Source organism: Candidatus Nitronauta litoralis (genome assembly GCA_015698285.1).
GTDB classification, from domain to species: domain Bacteria; phylum Nitrospinota; class Nitrospinia; order Nitrospinales; family Nitrospinaceae; genus Nitronauta; species Nitronauta litoralis.
In genome coordinates, this window is sequence record CP048685.1 from 731,431 (window position 1) to 749,978 (window position 18,548).

20 protein-coding genes are annotated in these 18,548 nt (G+C 51.2%); 12 read left to right on the forward strand and 8 right to left on the reverse strand.

Features of this window, described 5'->3' with window-relative positions; all coding sequences use genetic code 11:
* The first annotated feature begins 9 nt into the window (after positions 1-9).
* Positions 10-816 carry a carotenoid biosynthesis protein gene (locus G3M70_03335; GenBank protein ID QPJ60971.1) on the forward strand — a complete coding sequence of 269 codons (807 nt, stop codon included), beginning with the start codon at positions 10-12 and terminating at the stop codon, positions 814-816.
* On the opposite strand, the gene G3M70_03340 is transcribed toward G3M70_03335, so the two are convergent.
* The 3 genes from G3M70_03340 to G3M70_03350 are packed head-to-tail and all read right to left on the reverse strand — an operon-like array spanning position 813 to position 1,852.
* Positions 813-1,310, reverse strand: a complete 498-nt coding sequence (locus G3M70_03340; protein QPJ60972.1) for a YajQ family cyclic di-GMP-binding protein — start codon at positions 1,308-1,310, stop codon at positions 813-815. The genes G3M70_03335 and G3M70_03340 overlap by 4 nt on opposite strands.
* A 47-nt stretch (positions 1,311-1,357) precedes the next feature.
* On the reverse strand, positions 1,358-1,591 hold the full coding sequence (locus tag G3M70_03345; protein ID QPJ60973.1) for a hypothetical protein: 234 nt from the start codon (positions 1,589-1,591) through the stop codon (positions 1,358-1,360).
* Positions 1,592-1,615: 24 nt separating this feature from the next.
* The gene (locus G3M70_03350) at positions 1,616-1,852 is read right to left on the reverse strand and encodes a hypothetical protein (GenBank protein ID QPJ60974.1); all 237 of its coding nucleotides are present in this window, start codon (positions 1,850-1,852) and stop codon (positions 1,616-1,618) included.
* Positions 1,853-1,919: 67 nt separating this feature from the next.
* Here G3M70_03350 and G3M70_03355 point away from each other — a divergent pair, with 67 nt between their 5' ends.
* The 9 genes from G3M70_03355 to G3M70_03395 all read left to right on the forward strand — a co-directional run bounded on the left by G3M70_03355 (position 1,920) and on the right by G3M70_03395 (position 8,518).
* On the forward strand, positions 1,920-2,966 hold the full coding sequence (locus G3M70_03355) for an LOG family protein (protein QPJ60975.1): 1,047 nt from the start codon (positions 1,920-1,922) through the stop codon (positions 2,964-2,966).
* A gap of 259 nt (positions 2,967-3,225) precedes the next feature.
* Positions 3,226-3,684 (forward strand): cyclic nucleotide-binding domain-containing protein, encoded by a 459-nt coding sequence (locus G3M70_03360; GenBank protein ID QPJ60976.1) that lies wholly within the window; start codon positions 3,226-3,228, stop codon positions 3,682-3,684.
* A gap of 320 nt (positions 3,685-4,004) precedes the next feature.
* On the forward strand, positions 4,005-4,811 hold the full coding sequence (locus G3M70_03365; protein ID QPJ60977.1) for a glycosyltransferase family 2 protein: 807 nt from the start codon (positions 4,005-4,007) through the stop codon (positions 4,809-4,811).
* A gap of 1 nt (position 4,812) precedes the next feature.
* Positions 4,813-5,211, forward strand: coding sequence for a DUF2304 domain-containing protein (locus G3M70_03370; protein QPJ60978.1), 399 nt, complete (start codon positions 4,813-4,815; stop codon positions 5,209-5,211).
* On the forward strand, positions 5,208-5,546 hold the full coding sequence (locus tag G3M70_03375; protein ID QPJ60979.1) for a hypothetical protein: 339 nt from the start codon (positions 5,208-5,210) through the stop codon (positions 5,544-5,546). The genes G3M70_03370 and G3M70_03375 overlap by 4 nt, the downstream gene beginning before the upstream one ends.
* Before the next feature lie 80 nt (positions 5,547-5,626).
* The gene (locus G3M70_03380; protein ID QPJ60980.1) at positions 5,627-6,355 is read left to right on the forward strand and encodes a glycosyltransferase family 4 protein; all 729 of its coding nucleotides are present in this window, start codon (positions 5,627-5,629) and stop codon (positions 6,353-6,355) included.
* 264 nt (positions 6,356-6,619) lie between these two features.
* Positions 6,620-7,840: a glycosyltransferase family 4 protein gene (locus G3M70_03385; protein QPJ60981.1), complete on the forward strand. Its 1,221-nt coding sequence runs from the start codon at positions 6,620-6,622 to the stop codon at positions 7,838-7,840.
* Positions 7,841-7,923: 83 nt separating this feature from the next.
* Entirely contained in the window at positions 7,924-8,217 is a 294-nt protein-coding gene (locus G3M70_03390; protein QPJ60982.1) for a type II toxin-antitoxin system ParD family antitoxin, read from the forward strand.
* Complete coding sequence (locus G3M70_03395; protein ID QPJ60983.1) at positions 8,204-8,518, forward strand: type II toxin-antitoxin system RelE/ParE family toxin; 315 nt, start codon at positions 8,204-8,206, stop codon at positions 8,516-8,518. Before G3M70_03390 ends, G3M70_03395 begins: the two co-directional genes overlap by 14 nt.
* Positions 8,519-8,830: 312 nt before the next feature.
* On the opposite strand, the gene G3M70_03400 is transcribed toward G3M70_03395, so the two are convergent.
* The 5 genes from G3M70_03400 to G3M70_03420 all read right to left on the reverse strand — a co-directional run bounded on the left by G3M70_03400 (position 8,831) and on the right by G3M70_03420 (position 13,596).
* Positions 8,831-9,298 carry a hypothetical protein gene (locus G3M70_03400; protein QPJ60984.1) on the reverse strand — a complete coding sequence of 156 codons (468 nt, stop codon included), beginning with the start codon at positions 9,296-9,298 and terminating at the stop codon, positions 8,831-8,833.
* Positions 9,295-10,803: a hypothetical protein gene (locus G3M70_03405; GenBank protein QPJ60985.1), complete on the reverse strand. Its 1,509-nt coding sequence runs from the start codon at positions 10,801-10,803 to the stop codon at positions 9,295-9,297. Before G3M70_03405 ends, G3M70_03400 begins: the two co-directional genes overlap by 4 nt.
* Positions 10,804-11,234: 431 nt before the next feature.
* Positions 11,235-12,260, reverse strand: coding sequence for a ribonuclease Z (locus G3M70_03410; GenBank protein QPJ60986.1), 1,026 nt, complete (start codon positions 12,258-12,260; stop codon positions 11,235-11,237).
* Between the two features lie 25 nt (positions 12,261-12,285).
* A protein-coding gene (locus G3M70_03415) for a peptide chain release factor 2 (GenBank protein QPJ60987.1) occupies positions 12,286-13,402 on the reverse strand; the annotation gives its coding sequence in 2 pieces (ribosomal slippage) (positions 12,286-13,329 and positions 13,331-13,402; 1,116 coding nt in all).
* A gap of 8 nt (positions 13,403-13,410) precedes the next feature.
* A complete protein-coding gene (locus G3M70_03420; protein QPJ60988.1) occupies positions 13,411-13,596 on the reverse strand; it encodes a hypothetical protein in 186 nt (61 codons plus the stop codon).
* A 111-nt stretch (positions 13,597-13,707) separates the two neighbouring features.
* Here G3M70_03420 and G3M70_03425 point away from each other — a divergent pair, with 111 nt between their 5' ends.
* Both G3M70_03425 and G3M70_03430 read left to right on the forward strand, forming a co-directional pair.
* A complete protein-coding gene (locus G3M70_03425; GenBank protein ID QPJ60989.1) occupies positions 13,708-16,092 on the forward strand; it encodes a hypothetical protein in 2,385 nt (794 codons plus the stop codon).
* Complete coding sequence (locus G3M70_03430; GenBank protein QPJ60990.1) at positions 16,079-18,475, forward strand: tetratricopeptide repeat protein; 2,397 nt, start codon at positions 16,079-16,081, stop codon at positions 18,473-18,475. The genes G3M70_03425 and G3M70_03430 overlap by 14 nt, the downstream gene beginning before the upstream one ends.
* Positions 18,476-18,548: the final 73 nt, after the last annotated feature.

Here is an 18,548-nt window from a genome sequence, read left to right on the forward strand (position 1 = left end):
TGTATTGATATGGAGTTTCTTTCCCTGCTGGGCGGTACCGTTTTACTCCGGCCCTACGTGTTTGTGTTCCTGGCCTGCTACCTGACCCTCGCCATCTGGCACATGGGAAGGCGACGAACCCTCATTTTCACTGTTCTCGCCTATTGCGTTGCTTTTCTCTCGGAATACTCCTCAACACGCAACGGTTTTCCCTACGGCTTCTACTCCTACATCGAAACCACACGCGACCAGGAACTGTGGGTCGCCAACGTTCCGTTCATGGACTCCCTTTCATACACTTTCCTGACCTACATCAGCTACACCATGAGCCTGTTCGTCTATTCACCTTTACGCGTGAACGGCTGGGACGCACGCTGGGGCGCAAATACACACGTTCGCCATACCCTCAAAACCGTCCTGACCGGTGCGGTATTTTTCATGCTGCTCGACGTGGTGATTGATCCGGTAGCTTTTCGGGGGGACCGCTGGTTCCTGGGGAAAATCTATACCTATCAGGAAGCTGGAGAATATTTCAATATTCCACTAACCAATTTTGGTGGTTGGCTGCTTGTCGGCACCGTGGTGCTGTTCCTGTTTACCAGAATAGACAAGGCCTTTGGCGGTTACAGTGCGGAACGGGATGGCGGCAGGCGCGAAGTTCCGGCGCAGGCGTTACTCGGCCCCGGTGTTTATTTCGGAGTGCTGGCGTTCAATCTGGCGGTGACGTTTTATATCGGCGAGGTGGTGCTCGGTCTTTGCGGAATGGCCCTGACCGGTGCGCTGGCGGGTATTGTTGTTTTCAAACTCAAACGCCCGGAGGCATTTACAACAAGCTAACGATAGTTTCCAAAAGTGATGGCCACGCCAAAATCCTTGGCCTTGAGTTCTGCAATGACCGCTTGCAAATCGTCGCGGTTCTTGCCTGTAACACGCACCTGGTCGTCCATCACCTGGCCCTGGACCTTGATCTTGAGCCCCTTGATGAACTTGACGATCTCTTTGCCCTTCTCCTGCGGTATACCGTCCTGAATTTTCGCGATCTGCCGTACGGTACCGCCCGCGGCCGGTTCCACCTTGCCGTAGTCGAGGGCTTTCAAAGATACGCCGCGTTTGATCAGCTTTCCATTCAGGATATCGACCACGGATTTCAGTTTATGGTCGTCGTCGGAAATCAAAGTCAGTTGATGATTTTTCTCTTCAAGCTGGAACTCACTCTTGCTCCCCTTGAAATCGAAGCGCTGCCTGATTTCCATTTCAGCCTGGTTGATGGCATTCTGGATTTCACTGAAATCCACCGGGGAAACCACATCAAATGAACAACTCTTTGCCATAAATTTTTTCCAACACGTTAAGGGTTTTCAAATTCGGGAAGGGACCTCTATCGCATGCGGGTTGCCATGAGCATGCCAAAGAAAAACACACCGCCGATGACTAAAATGATCGCATTGTCGATCAGCACCGAAGTCCAATCTGTGTTTTCCTGGAAGTTCAACCACGGCACCATGATGAACAGGACCGCGATGAAAATAAAAACGAAAAATCCGACAAACAGAGAGATCAGAAGCTTGTGGCTGATCGGCGATTTTTCGTCGTCATCGTCCCATTTTTCCATAAAGCAACTTGCCTGAAAAAGGCCTCAATGCATTTTCGTGTTCTGGTAAAACCCGAACACGAACATGAAAAGTGTCAGGATAATCACGATATCTTCGACAATACCTTCTTTCCAGGACCCTTCTCCACCCAAAAAAAATGAAGGCACTGCCACGAACATGACGGCAACAAATCCAACCGCCAGCATGCCAATGATGGCGATCATCAACACCTTGGTATTTATCGGTTCTTCTTTTTTTTCCTTGCCGTCGTCTTCACTCATGAGTTAAAACCACCAGGGTAAGCTTGAAGCCGGTTTCTATTAACCACTCCAACACATCAATTAAAAAATGCCGGAATCGAAAAACCATTATAGCGTAGGTCAACCAAAAGCGGACAAGCTGATTGAGGAGTTGGTCGAATTTTGCGAACCGCGTGACGAAATCCGCGACCTGCTCAGGGAAATTCTCACCACTTCAGTCAAATTAGGGCTGGAAACCGAAAATGTGGGTGAAATGAAACTGATCAACTCTTCCCTTAAGGAGATGCGTTATGCCCTCAAGGTTTTCTGCGGATATGAGGATACCCGCCGTGCAGTGATCTTCGGTTCAGCCCGAACCCCGGAGACGGACCCTAGCTACCAGATGGCTATGGAAACAGCGAAACTCCTCACCAAAGCCGGATGGATGACCATAACAGGTGCCGGTGGCGGCATCATGGAAGCGGGAAACCGGGGCGCGGGCCCGGATAAAAGTTTCGGGATCAACATCAGCCTCCCCTTTGAGCAACAGGCCAATCCGTATATTCAGGGCAATCCCCGCCTGATGCATTTCCGCTATTTCTTCACTCGAAAGCTTTCTTTTATGAAGGAGAGCGATGCCACTATCCTGTTTCCCGGAGGATTCGGCACCCTGGATGAAGGTTACGAAACTCTAACACTGGTGCAAACCGGAAAAGCTGAACCACGCCCCATTCTGCTGATGGAACCGGAAGGCGGCACCTATTGGAAATCCTGGATGCAATTTGCCGAGCAGGAACTCCTGAAGAAAAAAATGATCTCGGAAGACGACCTGACCCTGTTTGAAATCGTGCACGACAACCATCAGGCAGTTGAATATTTGCAGGATTATTATCGGGCATTTCACTCTATGCGCTATCTGGGAGAGTCCGTGATCATCCGCTTAAACCAGACCCCACCACCCGACAAGGTTCGTGAATGGAGCCAGGAGTTCAAGGACATCATCACTCAGGGTGAAATGAAAACCGGGCCCAGCCTGCGGGCAGAAAACGGAGAATTCCCTGGTCTTCCACGCTTGTTTTTCAAATTTAACAACAAAAGCTTCGCCAGATTGCACAGGTTGATCCTTCGCATCAATAAAGACCTCAAAACACTCTGATCCTGATTTACCGGTTAAGTTAGCCAACACTTGGGTTATATTTTATTCACACAAAATATAAATGTATCTAAAAGTACCCAACTTTATCTATTTTTAAAGATAAAATGCACTTTTCTGGTTGACCAAACAATTCCTACTCAACAAATAACTCTTTTAAATCATATAGTTATGATAAAAGCACCTTATTCGAACGGATTTGGCAGAGTTATTGCTCTAATTAAAGTGTAAACAATAAAAATTGTATGACCGGAGAATCGCCATGACAACGACTCGCAAAATTAATAAAGGGACAGTCGTTTTTTCAGAAGGAAATTTCAGTGACACCGCTTGCATCATCGAGGCCGGCACCTTTGAAGTCACCAAAAAAACCCACAACGGCGCAGATAAGGTCATTGGCATTCTCAAGAGAAATGATATTTTCGGGGAGATGGGCATTCTGGACGGTCTTCCCCGCTCGGCTACTGTGACAGCACTTGAAGACAGTCAGGTCACCGTAGTGACCAAAGATGATTTTGACAGCCTGTCACGTCGCAATCCCAACGCTCTGATGCCCATACTGAAGGTCATGTCCATGCGTTTGCGCCGGACTCTCAAGCGTGAAACGCAAGGGAATATCGACCCTTCACCAATAACCGAAAAAATAGTGGAAGAAAAACCGGACCTCATTGAGGAAAGCCCCCTTCTGAACGAGGAAATGCCTCAGCCTATCAGCCCTTAATTAGTCTTGGGAACCTCACCCCACACCTCCACTGGCCGTTGAAACGGGCTACCCCGGCCTCATCTGTTTGTTTCCTGAAACCAAATCCTCTACAATAAATTTATCAATTTTTGAAAACGCAGACGGGTCGCAGACCCGAATCCAGTTTCTCATTCAGTTGCCCCAGGCAAAAACCTTAATATTTGCCTGTTTAAATAGGCATAATGTTTAGCAGCAAATAAGCCGTTTAAGTAAGGGTGTACTAATATTTCCCACGCTACCGTATCGCTTGATTCGGGAGAATCTGGGACCACCCGGCAAATCAAAACTGCGGACGGGCCATGCGAGCTGGTTTAAAAGACACCCGATCGAAAACCCAATCATCCGGTCTTCAAAACGAGACCAGGGATGAAGCTTCATTCGTCGGCCGCATTCCCGTTGAAAAACTACTCATCATTATCCCTGCGTTCAATGAAGCTGACCGTATCGGGAAAGTCCTCGATGAGATCCGTCAAGAAGCACCCAAAATACCGATACTGGTAATCGATGATGGCTCCCGAGATGCCACTGTCAAAGTTGCAAGAGAACATGGAGCCCAGGTCATTCCGCTGCCTTATAACAATGGCTACGGTGTCGCCCTGCAGACAGGTTTTCGATACGCCGTCCAGCAGGGCATCACGGTCGCCGTCTCAATGGACGCCGATGGCCAGCACGATGCCCGCGAGATTCCCCGGCTGATCCATGAGATCCAGAAAGGTGGCGTCGATGTTGTGGTCGGGTCCCGTTTCCTGAAAACTGATCACTACAAACCGTCCTTTCCAAGACGGCTCGGCATGTGGATGTTCGCTTTGCTCGCCACCATTTGCACCGGCCGCAAGGTGACCGACCCGACTTCAGGTTTCCAGGCACTGCGCGGAAGGGCCCTGAGGCTTGCCGCCAGCGACCTCTATCCACCGGATTACCCGGACGCAGATTTTTTAATTCTGCTCAATAAATGCGGGATCACGGTTCGCGAGGTTCCGGTCAAGATGCGGCCAAGCCCTGAAAATAAATCGATGCACTATGGCTCCAAAACCGTTTACTATGTATTCAAAATGCTTCTGTCGATTTTTGTAATCCTGGTGAGACAAAAACCCGAACGCTTCTGATATGCCTCCCCGAATTCAGATAATCTCAATTCTGATCTGCATCTTCCTGCTGGCTTACGTTTTCGAGCTGGTCCGGAGGCGCTACCTGAATGAAGAATACTCCGTGACCTGGCTGGTCACCGGTGTCCTGATGCTGGTGCTTTCCATCTCGGATGAATTGTTGCAAGGCATCTCCCGACTGGTTGGGGCAACTCTGTACACGTCTACCCTGTTCTTTTTCGGGCTGTTGTTTCTAGTCGTCATTTGCCTTCACTTTTCGATTAGAATCTCGGCACTCACCAATCAGGTCCGCACTCTTACGCAGGACATTGGCATTCTGTATAAGGAACGCGAGACCCTGAAAGAGCGGTTGACTGAAGTCGAAAAAAAACCTGAACCCACCCAGATGGAAAACCTTTGAGGATCCTCCGCACTATAGAATCCTTTTTGCCCTGCATCACCGGACCTGCACGCCAGGCCTGGGGCATCTCCCATCGGCTGGAACAACAAGGGATCGACTCACCAGTCCTGACTTCCACACTGGATGTTGGCCGCGATCTCCCGCCACAGGAAACCATCGGCAATGTACAGGTCACGCGTCTACCCTATTCTCTCAAGCTCATGCGTTACGCGCTGACACCAGGCATGTCTTCGCACATGGATGACTTCGACCTGATCCACAGCCACAATTACCGAAACTACCAAACCGACCGCGCTTTTTTTTTGCCCGCAACCGGAAACTTCCGTTTGTCCTGAATACTCACGGCTCCCTGCTCGGCTTTAAGCATTACCTTCCAACCGACTCACGCTGGCCCTATCGTATTTACGATACGTTGATGCAAAAAAAACCGGTGCTCGGCGCACAGGCCATAGTCGTCTCTTCCCAGCTTGAGTATCAGGATGCAATACGCTTCGGTGTTGAACCTTCAAAACTGCATGTCATCCCGATGGGAATCGACCTCCCTGAGATCGACACAACCTTTGAAAATGTAGATCGTCCCTTAAAGCTTTTGTTTGTCGGACGCATCGCGCGTGTGCGTCGGCTTGAAATTATTCTTAAGGCGGCGAGTCGATTGAAACGGGAATGGCAGCTGACCATCGTCGGTGGCGAGGCCAGCACATCCAGCATGACGCGCGGCGGGTATCTCGACGAACTCAAAACTCTGGCCAATAATCTCGGGGTCACCCGGAATATTCACTGGGCGGGCTCCGTCGCACCCGAACAGTTATCTTCGTTCTACACTGAATCCGATATCTTCCTTTACACGTCCCAATATGAAAATTTTGGCCAGCCCCTGCTGGAAGCTGCGGCACACGGACTCCCTCTGCTCTCCACAAAGGTCGGAGTCGCCGCAGAATTGATCGAAGAAAACAAGACGGGATTTTTTATAGACGATGATCCTGATACCCTGAGCGACCAGATCAGACAACTTGAGAACTCAACAGACCGTCAGCAAATGGGCGAAGCTCTGCGCCGAAAGGTAGCCGATCAGTATTCATGGGACAACGTTATCCAACACTATATTGAGCTTTACAGGAAGCTCCTGCCCGGCAGTGGTTTATAATTTAAAAGTAGTTTCGGTCCAACGATTCTCATTTTTACATAAGAAAATCAATGCATGTCATTCTGAATGAAGCGAAGAATCTCGCCCTGGACTTTGATTTTCAGGTTATACAAAGATGTCCTCGGCAAAGAAATTCCAGGTTTTCCCCTCCCCTTTTTAGGGGAGGGTCAGGGAGGGGTATTTAATTCATCCTCCCCCGTACCCCCTGCTTGCAAAGGAGAGGGAGCAAAACAACCCAAATAACAGAATTTCCTTTCAGGTAACATGCGAAACATCCTGCTCTTCACTTCAACTTTTCCAAAATCGGCGGACGACCCGCTCACGCCGCGTTTTGTCTACCACCTCGGTCGCGAACTGACCCAACACCACAACGTCCACGTACTCGCACCGCACACCGAGGGAGCTGCTCTCGAAGAGAATCTCGACGGCATGCAGGTGATCCGCTTCCGCTACGCCTTCCCAGACTCCAGTCAGCGCCTGGCCTATGGTACGGGCATGACCAATAACCTGCGCGAGCACCCGACCGCCTGGCTACAGGTACCGTCGTTTTTCTATTACCAACGGCGCGCCCTCCTTGGAATAGTCGAGCGATTCAACATTGATGTGGTCAACAGTCACTGGATGGTGCCGCAGGGACTGGTCGCCGCGTGGTCGCTGAATTCTCCAGATGTTAAACACGTGTTAACAGTACACAGTGCAGGACTCTTCCTGCTCCGTCGCATCCCGTTGGGAAAACGGTTCGCAAGGCACATCCTGAAACACACCGATGCGCTTTACATCGTGAGCGAAAACAATCATCGCATGCTGGAAGATCTGGTGAGACGACCCGTCAAAGCCACCATCGCCCCCATGGGCATCCATACTGAATACTATCGACAAGGCGGCGACCCGGCTGAACTGAAACAGAAATTGAACCTGCCGCAAGAGGGACCTATCATTTTATTCGTCGGCAAACTTAGCCGCATCAAGGGCGTGCGATTCCTGCTTCAAGCCTGGCCGGAGGTGTTGAAGCAGTTCCCTGCCGCGACTCTCGTGATAGTAGGATCGGGTCCTGAAGAGGCCGCATTAAAAGAAGCCGCTGGAAAGCTGGAGGAGGCCAGCCGCATTCGCTTTGTCGGACAGAAAAATCAGGAAGCAGTACGCGACTATCTCAAGGTTTGTGATGCGGTCGTCATCCCCTCAATTCAGGACACCAACGGGCAGGTCGAAGGATTCCCCGTGGTCATGCTGGAAGCCCTGGCATCCGGCAATCCGGTGGTCGGTACCCGGCTTGGCGGCATACCGGAGTGTATCGTCGACGGAGAAAACGGATACACCGTCGAGCCGGAAAATCCAAATGCCATCGCAGAGGGGATTTTAAAAATCCTGCAACGCGGACCCCAAACATTTTCTGAGGGTGCCATGGCCTCCGTCAAACGTTTTGACTGGCAAACCATTAGCGAGGATTACTCTAAAACCTTTAACGACCTGTTTTTGGGCCCTTAATTCGCGATATTCAGGTTTTGCTTGTGATTTCCCACCCTGGTAGGATAAAATCCTACTAAAATAAAAAAAACAAGGTATAGACGATGGCGCGGACCGACAAAGCAGAAAAAATCAGCATCACCCTTCCATCAGAAATGTTAAATGAAATAAAAGAACAGGTGAAGGCAGGACATTACGGCTCTACGAGTGAAGTCATTCGGGAAGCCATGCGGTTGTGGCAACGACAAGAGGAGGAACATCAGGAACGCATCGCTTCCATTCGCAAGCGCTTGAAACACTCAGCCAAAAGTGGTAAGCAGGTGCCCATAAAAGACGCTTTTGGAGAAATAGAAAAGCACCACAAGAAACGCATGAATGCTCAAAATGAAAAGCTATGATGTCTTCCTCACCCCGGACGCGATCCAGGACCTTAAAAATATTTATGATTTCATCGCCGAGGCCAGCGGGTTCCCCGAAGTGGCCTGGCGCTACATAGAAAGACTAAAAGAAAAGTGTTTCGATCTCCGGACCGCTCCCCTGCGGGGTAACAAGCGGGATGATCTGCGCAAAAACCTGAGGATTGTCGCCATCGACGAAAAAGCGGTCGCGGCTTTTGAAATCGATGAAAAAAATCAAAGCGTCACCATTCTCAATATTTTTTACGGCGGCAGGGATTACGACGCGCTGATACGGGGTTAAATTTTTTCATCCCGCACTACGTTAAAAAATACGGCGGGCCCTGCCAAAGGAATTTGGAAAATTCTGCAACGATGCGCCGAAACCTTTTTCGATCAATCAAAAAACTCCTTCAACCACTTCGACTGGCAAACCATTGGTGGGGATTATTCTAAAACTTTTCTTGAAGAAAAAAATCCTGACCTTTATTTATTAGATCGAGATCCAGTAGTGTAAAATTATTTTTCAAAATCAGACTTTAATGCTTTCTGAGAACGAGAATGCTCACTTTCGCCTCTCCGGTAGGAAGGTTTTTCGTTGGCTGACCGCAAGGCCCTAGCGGTCTATGCGGCACAGCCAATATCCGGTGTCGGCGAGTTGTTCTCTTCCCTTTTTTCGGCAAGATTTTTTTTGATCCGCCTTCACCACACGCCAGGAACGTGACAGCAGAGGGGCTGCACCGTGAAAACGTTGATACTCCGCTGTCCTTTCAAAGAAAAGATGACGTGGCAGCAGGGTCCTGAGCAAAGCCGACGGTTCCAGGGCAGGTCCGCCCGCTTCCGGCAAAAATATATTGGCATCTTTTGGTGTTGCCAGTCGTATCGCTTCTGCCAGTTCAAACGACTGTCGGTAAATATTAGGCAGATCATACGTACCGGCAGTTCTGGAATACTCGCTTTGGGTCATGCCTCGATGGGAAATCATGAACCAGAGGCGTGGCCCAAGAAAAACCACCAGCAGGGTCGCGAGGTTGAGCCACACCACCGCTTTCAAAAATCCCTTGATGTCACCCGACTCACTCATCGAAACGCCTTTTTGATTTTGGGAAGACAGGCCACCCAGAACAGGAACAGGGGAAACCACGCCAGGTATTCGCGCGTATCCGAACTGTTGACGGCGTTGCCGGGAGAGATCATCAGGTTGTCAAAAAACTGCACGGCGGTCTCGGACTTTATAGGCAGCACGGTATACATCATCATGTGGACAACCAGGTAGCTCACAAGCAATAACAGCAGGTAGCGTTGTGCCATCGCCAACCGGCTCCATCGTGCGGTCAACGCAGGAGCCCACAGTAAAAACGTAAAGGCAAAAAACACCTGAAACCCGAAAGTGCGGAAAAATCCGAGAGCAAACGCTTTCAGCGGGGTCAAAGAAGTTTGTGGCCCTGTAAACATCAGGACGACAAAACCCACCACACTCACCATCACCAGGACTGTCAATTGACGCGCGGATCCTCGAAACCAGCCCATACCCCACAGCAGCACCAGTATCCAGCCGGAGAACACCATGCCGATCATCGCCATGCCGGTCGAGTGCACACCGGCCACAACCGCCAGCAGCGCGGAGGACCAGAGAGTCGGCAACGCCAATGCAGAAACCGCGAACACGGGGAACACGTTGTCAGCATCCGGATGCTGGTTCTTCGGAAACCGATGCGTCAGCTCCATGAGCAGGACCAGCGCGATGCCTGAGTAAATGACAAACTCCGGGCGCACCCAGCAGGCGGCGCCGAAGGACATCCCCGAAACAAAAGCCCAGGGCAGCAGCGGTGTTTCAACACTTTCACTATCCGTCCAGTTCGCCACCAACGTGAACCAGTACAATCCACCCAGCGCAAAAAACACGCCGCTCATTAAATTCAGAAGGCCCAGTTGACTGTGCCACCAGAAATACGGGGTCGTTGCAAAAACCAGAGCCATCCATCCCGCCAGCTCTTCACTGCAAGTGGTCTCGCGCAACCGGTAATAAATAATGACGACCAGCCCCAGATACGTCAGAGGAAACAGCACTTTCACAAGGGACCAGTCAGCGGACTCCAGCCAGGCAAACAACAAGGGGACCAGTGGCGGGTATTGTCGGTACTGGGTGGCGGTGTGCGTCGCGCTGAATCCCGATTCGTGAAGAAAATCCCAGGCGCGGACTTGATACCAGATGCCATCCGGTGCCGAGACCGGAAACCAGAGTGCCGAGGCAAGGGAAGCGACAAATAAAATGGCAACGACTGATGCGACCTTCAATTTGAAGGATCGCGAAGCGATGACTATCTTCGCGGGTTCCACATCCACAAGGGAACGCGACCGGCTCAATTGGATTACCAGGGAAAAACCAAGAAACACCACGCTGACAAATGTCTGCTCCATCAAACCGGTAGACCCCAGGGCAACGAGCACAAACATTGCGAGTCCCTTGAGCAGAAAAAATGCAAACAGGGCCAGAGCAAGACGCTCCCCGAGGGCGACGATCACATGGAGCCGCATCACCAGAAGGTAGGACGCTGCAAAGAGAATGGCGATATCGAAAAGGGCCATAGTGGTTATGGATTGATCATTCGCAATGTTCTTCCCCTGTTCAAGAATCGCTGTTCGCGTTCTTGAATAATAAAGGAGGGGATATAGGGGAGGTTGTATTCATAACCCCTCCCGCACCGTCCCCTTAACAGGGGAGGGGAAACAGAAAAACTTTATCTTGGAAGGCAACCTCCAACACAGTAATTCCAATAAAATCAAAAGAGGTGAAAGGAAGAAGCCTTTCGGAAAAAGGTCTTTGCATAACCAGACAATCAAAGCACTGCCGATCTGATATCATCAACCCGTCATCGCGAGCGACCAGAGGGAGCGTGGCGATCCAGTGGTCTGGATTGTTTCGTCGCTATCGCTCCTCGCAATGACTTAAACTTAGTGCCAAGTTTTTTCCCTTAGACAAAGCACTCTTGGGAGAAGAGGGAACAAAAATGGCTTACTTATTCAGTGGTAACCGGCGGTTGGCGATAGGCTGCCAGGGCTTCCTGAATGAGACGCTTGGTTTGATGCGTGTGTCTTGAAGAAAAATGAAACACGTGCAGGTTGCGCACAGCGGCGCGGCGGGCCAGAGTCCCGGCTTGCGCTGAGGTCAGATGACAACGGTCACGCGCCCGGTCTTCTTCCTCGGCTAAAAAGGGTGACTCACAAAAAAACCGGTCGGCTCCCTGAACGAGGTCGACGATTCGCGCACTGTTCTCCTCGTTATAAACCGTGTCCGTAATGTAGGCGATTTTTTGCCCTTCAGTCGTCACCACCAGTTCGCGTTTCAGTTCCTCAACCGAGCGTTGCTCGTTACGCCGTCCCTGTTCGTCGAGGATGGTGACCTCCAGCGAATCGGCTTCAGCCGCTCCGTTCTCCTGAATGATCTGTTTAAACCTGCTGAGCCAGGGACCGGGAAACAATTTCAACGTATCGAGTTTATCTTTATCAATATTGACTCTGGGTTTTTCGATCATGGCGTATCCCAGACAAGGCACACGGTGTTCCAGGATCGCCGTCTCCACCCTGAAGGTTTCTTCATCGAGCAGGGTTTTGCCATCAAAGGGGACCTCGTGTTCATTCGATGGTTCAAAACGATCGAGCGCCCTGAAAGTTGCCTTGAGCAGGCGGTCCGGGTGCACCTCGGTCACTTCGAGGTTGACCGATTCTTCATAGCGATCCACCAGGTTCCAGGTGAAACCGGCGAGCTTGCCCTTAACGTTCTCGATAAAATTTACCGGACCGTATAAGCGTATGGTCTTGCCCTGCCCGAACACCACACGCAGGAGGCGGTCGAATCCAATAAAGTGATCCATGTGTGTGTGGGTGACAAACACATCGGACACCTTGAGTAAATTGGACGGAGATAACCGGTGGATCTCTCCAAGATCGATCAGCATGGCCCGCTTTTCGTAAAGAAACTCGACGAAAAGCCCTGGGTCACCCAACGGATTATTGACCAGTCTGGCTTGCAGGATTGTTTTCATTCTATTAGTTGGAATTTCCCGGGACTCAACCGGAATCCCCTTCCTTGGTCACACCCAGCAGGAACGCCTCGATGAACTTGTCGAGGTCGCCGTCGAGTACCGCATCGACGTTGCCGCTTTCCACACCGGTGCGCAGATCCTTGACCATACGGTAAGGATGCAGAACATAGGAGCGGATCTGACTGCCCCATTCAATTTTTTTCTTCTGCTTCTCCATTTCCTTTTTTTCTTCTTCCTGCTTTTCACGTTCCACTTCAAACAGGCGTGCCTTGAGCACCTTCATGGCCGAAGCCTTGTTCTTGTGCTGAGAGCGTTCATTCTGGCACTGCACCACAATCCCGCTCGGCTTATGGGTGATACGCACGGCAGAGTCGGTGGTGTTAACCCCCTGCCCGCCAGGCCCCGAAGCGCGATACACGTCGATCTTAAGATCGTCTTCTTTAATGTCGATTTCAAAATCGTCTTCCACTTCCGGGTAAACGAAAACGGAAGCGAACGAGGTGTGTCGTCGTTTGTTGGCATCGAACGGGGAAATACGAACCAGACGGTGAACGCCAATTTCCGAACGCAGGTAGCCGTAGGCGTAATCACCAATAATATGCACCGTTGCGCTCTTGATGCCAGCCTCTTCGCCATACTGCATGTCGAGCACTTCCGTTTTGTAGCCGCGCACCTCTCCCCAGCGCAGGTACATGCGGAACAACATCTGGGCCCAGTCCTGCGACTCGGTTCCCCCTGCGCCTGAGTTGATGGACACCAGGGCATTGTTGGAATCCTGATCTCCGGAGAGCATGGCCTTGAGTTCCGCCTCGGCCAGCATTTTTTCGAGGTTTTCGATCATGCCGGTGCATTCGTCGAGCATGGAGTCGTCACCCTCCTCCTCGGACATGGTCACCAGCGTTTCGAGGTCTTCGTTTTCTTTATGCAGGTTTTCCCAGATCTCGACACTGCGCCGCAATGTCGAACGACGCTGTTGAGTTTTCTGGGCTACGGTGTTGTCATCCCAGAAGTTGGGAGCGGCGATTTGCTCGTCCAGAGAGGCGATTTCCTGCTGTTTTTGATCGACGTCAAAGAAACCCCCGGATGCGGTCGATTCGCGTGGCGAGGTCCTGGGTTTGTTTTTTCAGCTCTTCAAGTAACATGGTAATCCTTAAAAAAAATTGAACTGGCGGTATTGTCGCCAATCCAGATAGAGATTGCAAGAAGGAGTAACCGTTTCAAACAGTTGACCCGCATGGCCGGGTTCTTTATACTGCTGTGGTGGGTATAGCCCTGTATCTGCAATGTTTTCAAATCCATCCCGGCATTCCGCCACCTGCATTTTTCCCGTACTCAAGATATCCCCGGCGGAATCCGAAAAAGCTAGTGGGCAAGTTCCAAAAAGCACTTCTGATTAATTATCGGGTCTCCTGTTTTTTTGTCGGCACCCGGCCTGCATTGTGACTGCATGAATACCCTGCACCTCGTATTCCCCATCCTGATCGCTGCCGCCGTTTTTGTCTTGCGTTGGCCGCATTTGCGGTTCCCGCTGGACGAGGATATGGCGACCTACACCTACATCGCACGATTCCGGCATCGCGGTCTTAAGTGGAAGCGAGACGCGTTCCTTTTTCTTTACCCGATCTGGCGTCTGCAGTTGATCGATCGCATCTATGGCAAGCCCGAGGGAGGCCCGATGCGGGTCCGGCTTTTCATTGCGGCGCATAATGTCATCACATCAATCGTGACCTATGGACTGGTCTTCACTTTATCCGGCAATTTCTGGGTAGGGTTTATCGCAGGATTGCTTTCAGCCTTTTTCCTCACTTCGCCCTCTCTGGAAGCGGAGTCCTTCAACACTGAGCCCTGTTACCTGCCATTTTTATTGACCGGATTCTGGCTTGCCCTGCTCGACCCGGCCTACGCCGTATTCGCGGGCCTGGCCTGGGGACTGATGATCGTGGGAAAACTCACCACCGCGGTCTACGTACCGGCTTTCCTGATTCTGATGTGGCTGGAGCAGGGAGCAGAGCCTACGTTCAACGCCTTTATGGCAGCAGGACTGGTTGTCGCAGCCTCCACAGCCTTCGATGCCGCACGGGGATTTCTCGATGTTGAATCACTGGGACAAATCAAGTCACGCATGATCGCCACCCTGCGCACCGCGCAACGCGACCCCATGTTGCCCCGGATGTTGGGTGATCTAAAATTGATCGGTGCCGAAACCTTGCCGGTGTGGCTGCTGGGACTTCCCGCGCTGGCAGGAGCAATCGTAGCACCGCAAGGTCACTGGCTGGCGGTTCTCACCGGAATGACCCTGTTCGTACTGATGGCCCAACGCGCCTTCACCCGGTACCATTACACGCCACTCATCGCAATATTGACCATAGCCACGGGGCTTGGCCTCGCCCAATTGATTGAATTGGGTGGCTGGCTGGGTACCCTGATCATTTCCGCCTGGGCCGTCACTTTATTGTTCACGGTCAAACGGCAACTTCCCTATTACCTGAAGCCGCAGGACAAAGAAACACTCGCAACCTACGGGAAGTTTGAACAGCTGATTTACCTGCCTTATCTTGGAAAACTGTTGAAGAGGTTGATGCGCTTTCAAGGCAAAGAAGAGGGGCGCCTTTACGTCTGGGGCAATTTCACCCAGCTTTATCATTATTCTGATTGCCCGGCTGCAGACTCTTATGTCTATTACGCCATGGGCCCGTGGCTGAATTCTGGACTCGAACCTATTTTTGATTCCATCATTGGTGGATTGATCCGGCACAAGCCAACCTATCTGGTTCAGGCCTATCCGGACTTCGACCCGACACTCCTGAAAGAAATCACCGGCCTCGAATACGAACTCATTAAAACCGTGCTGGCACGTTACCCGATATATAGCCTGAAAAATTCCACGACGCCCAAGCAGGACCCACTCAAACTGACCTGGATGGAAAAATGCGGCTTGATGGAACGACTGACCCAGGGTCGTCACATGCCGGGCATTTCGGATACCGATCTTGCACGTGGACGGGAACTGAAAGCCCTCACGGAATGCCGCAAGCTGGTTAACCTGAATCCTTCTGATCGGGATGGACGAATTTTTCTGGGAGAACTGTGCAGCCGCTTTGGCCTGCACCGACAGTCCGCCTCCATGTTCGAGTGGGTGGTCGCGCATCATCCAAAGTTAAAACACATTCGCCTGATGCTGGCAGGTCAAAAAATTGTTCTCGGAGAACTCGAGGAAGCACGGTTCCTGATCAAAGATGAAATCAAACTGTTCGGATCCTCCACCGAAACCACACAGGTTCTTGGCCGTCTAGAAAAAGCTTCCGGCGAATTCCGCAAGGCCATCGACCATTTCCAGAATGCCATTGTCGACGCTCCTGAACGCTGGGACCTCCGTCTGGAACAGGCCGACTGTTATGAGCGTCTCACAGAACCTGCTTCGGCTCGAAAACGCTTCCTGCAGGTATGGGAAGGGGCTACGGAAAAAAATGAAGACGGATTCCGCGCCCAGGCGGCTGTGGGACTGGCCCGCATCGGATCAATCGTCAATCCGGAATCGGCCAGTCTCGGGGACTTCTGTCATAAGGCCCCGGACAATACAGCCCTGGTTTACGCGCATGCATCTGCACTGGAACGTGAAGGACAAGCCGATCAGGCGCGCAACCTGTTTCAACTTTTGACCAGTCAAATGCAAACCGACACCCTGCAAGCCAGCGCCTGGTTTCGTCTTGCCCGGTTATCTGAAGGGGAAGAACGTGAACGCTGTTTAAAAGAGTGTATCCGACGTAACCCCTACCACTATGCCGCACAGGAAATGCAAACGGTTTGGGAGGAAAGCAATGTCCCGGTCTAGAAAATGCGTGGCGGTTTTTGCCACCGAACCGGTAACAGGGAAAATCGGCGGGCTGGGTGTACGTCAATTGGAAGTCGCCCGGGAGTTGTCCCGGCATTTTGAAGTACGCCTGCTCACACCATTCAAGGTCACGGCGCACAACGAACCTTTTCCAATCAAGCAAATCATTTACGAAAAACCCTCGACACTTTCCCCCCATGTAAAGTGGGCCGATTCGATTTATGCCATCGCCCTGTCTGTATTGCCAGTGGCAAAGCGACACAACAAACCGGTGGCGGCAGACCTGCTGGTCCCTGAATACTTTGAAAATCTGGAAGGGATGCCCCTTGATATTTTTCATGCACAGGAAAAATGCGAACGCTTCGGCAACACCATCTCCCGGACCGCGCGGCTATTAAACTCTGCCGATTTTTTTCTGGCACCGACTGAGCGGGGCCGTGACTTCTATCTCGGCCAACTCACCATGCTGGGTCGCCTGCGCCCGGACGACTACAAGCACGACCCCAAATTTCGATCGCTGATCGATGTGGCTCCTTTTGGAATTCCTGACCATGAACCGCGGAAGGGACAACCGTTATTTCGAGGGCAGTTACCCAATGTCGGTGCCGAGGATTTCATCCTGTTATGGGGAGGGTCGCTTGCCAACTGGTTTGATGCCATGACACCGCTTAAAGCAGTCGCCCGGCTCAAGAGAAAATACCCGAAACTCAAACTGATCTTCACTGGAAGCAAACACCCGGTATGGGGGAAATTACCCGACGCTTACCAGGAAGTGGTTAAGTTTTCCAAACAGAAAAAAATGTTCGAGCAAAATGTTTTTATTTTTTCAGACTGGGTGCCCTACGAAGAACACGACAGGTACCTGACAGAATCCGATGCCGGAGTGTCTACCTTTTACGATCACATTGAAAACCATTTTTCATTCCGCATCCGGGTGCTCGACTATCTCTGGGGCAACCTGCCCATCCTGACCAATCCCGGCAACACACAAAGTGCTCTCATTGAACAAAAAAAACTGGGACGCGTCGTACCTTTCGGAAACGAGAGAGAACTTGCGAAATCCATTGAGTGGATGATGAATAATCCGGCTGAAATGGAAATACTGCGCAGGAATATTCAGGAGGTCAAAAAAGGTTTTCACTGGTCCAGGGTTCTCGAACCTCTGGTCCGGTTTTGCCATGAACCCAGACGCGCCGCATCTCTGTTCGATGATCAAGGCATTCCCAATGACCGCAAACAGCAATCGTCCACCTTTGTTTTTGATCCCAATCAATTTGCCGAGACCGTACCCGGCCATCCTGCAATGCGACTCACCCTTGCAAATCATGCTCATAAGGAAGGGAAAGCAGACACCGCCGCGGCCCACCTTCTGGAGTACCTGGATTTATATGGCACCGGGCTGGAGACTTCCCTTTTTAAAAACCCGCTGTTTGGACTTTCTACAGACTTTCCATTTGAGTCATTGAAAAAACTGATCCCGGATCACCCTCACGCTCAATTGCTGGAGGCTAAACTGGCGCTGGACGCTGATGACGCAGATCGGGCCCAGGCGCTGGTCGAAGAAGAATTGTCGCTTTTTGGCGATTGTCCAGAAGCGATTTTCCTGCAGGGCCTTATTTACCAGCATAGAGGCCTGCATGCTGAAGCTGTGGAACCTTTTCAATCAGTAGCGGAAAACCTACCGGGGCATTTACCGTTTTTACTGCCTTTGGCCGACAGCCTCGTGGCATGCGGAAAAGTCAGCAAAGCCCGCAAGCTGTATACAAAAATCTGGCGCGAATCCCAAACCGGTCCACACTCAGGAGAAGAGTGGTTGCGTACCCGGGTTGCCCTTGCGATCGCTAAAATGGATGCTGAAATTCGGCCTGAACTGGAAACTCTGAATAAATATTTTAAAAGGGACCGTACCAACGAAACCCTGGCTCATCTGGTGGCCTCTCAACTGGAACTGGATGGCAAACGACTGGAACAAAATGGCGATGATGAAACTGCCAGAACTTTTTACCAGTCCGCCTGGAAACAAAATGGCAAGACTTCAGGCGAGGGCTGGATAAGGGTGGTTGCTGCTCTCAACCTGGCTAAACTTGAAAAAGACCGGAAACCGGAAATCGAGACTCTCCACCATTGCCTGAGTCGGGACCCTGAAAACGAGCGCCTGGCTTATGCCGTGGCTTCAACGCTTGAACGGCAAGGTCAAAAAAGGGAAGCCCGCAATATGTTTGAGGGCTTTACCACATCATTCAAGGATCGCTCCATTCTGGGCAGCGTATGGTACCGGCTGGCACTCTTATCGCCAAAAAACAAGCAAAAACAAATGGTTAGAAAGTGCCTGACGTTTCATCCCGGGCACCGGGCAGCACGCGACCTGCTTCGCTCCCTATAATTTTCTAAAAATCCCTTTTCCTCAAGATTTTTCTGAAAAAATCCGAAAAGATACTGAATTACCCTTTAGGGTA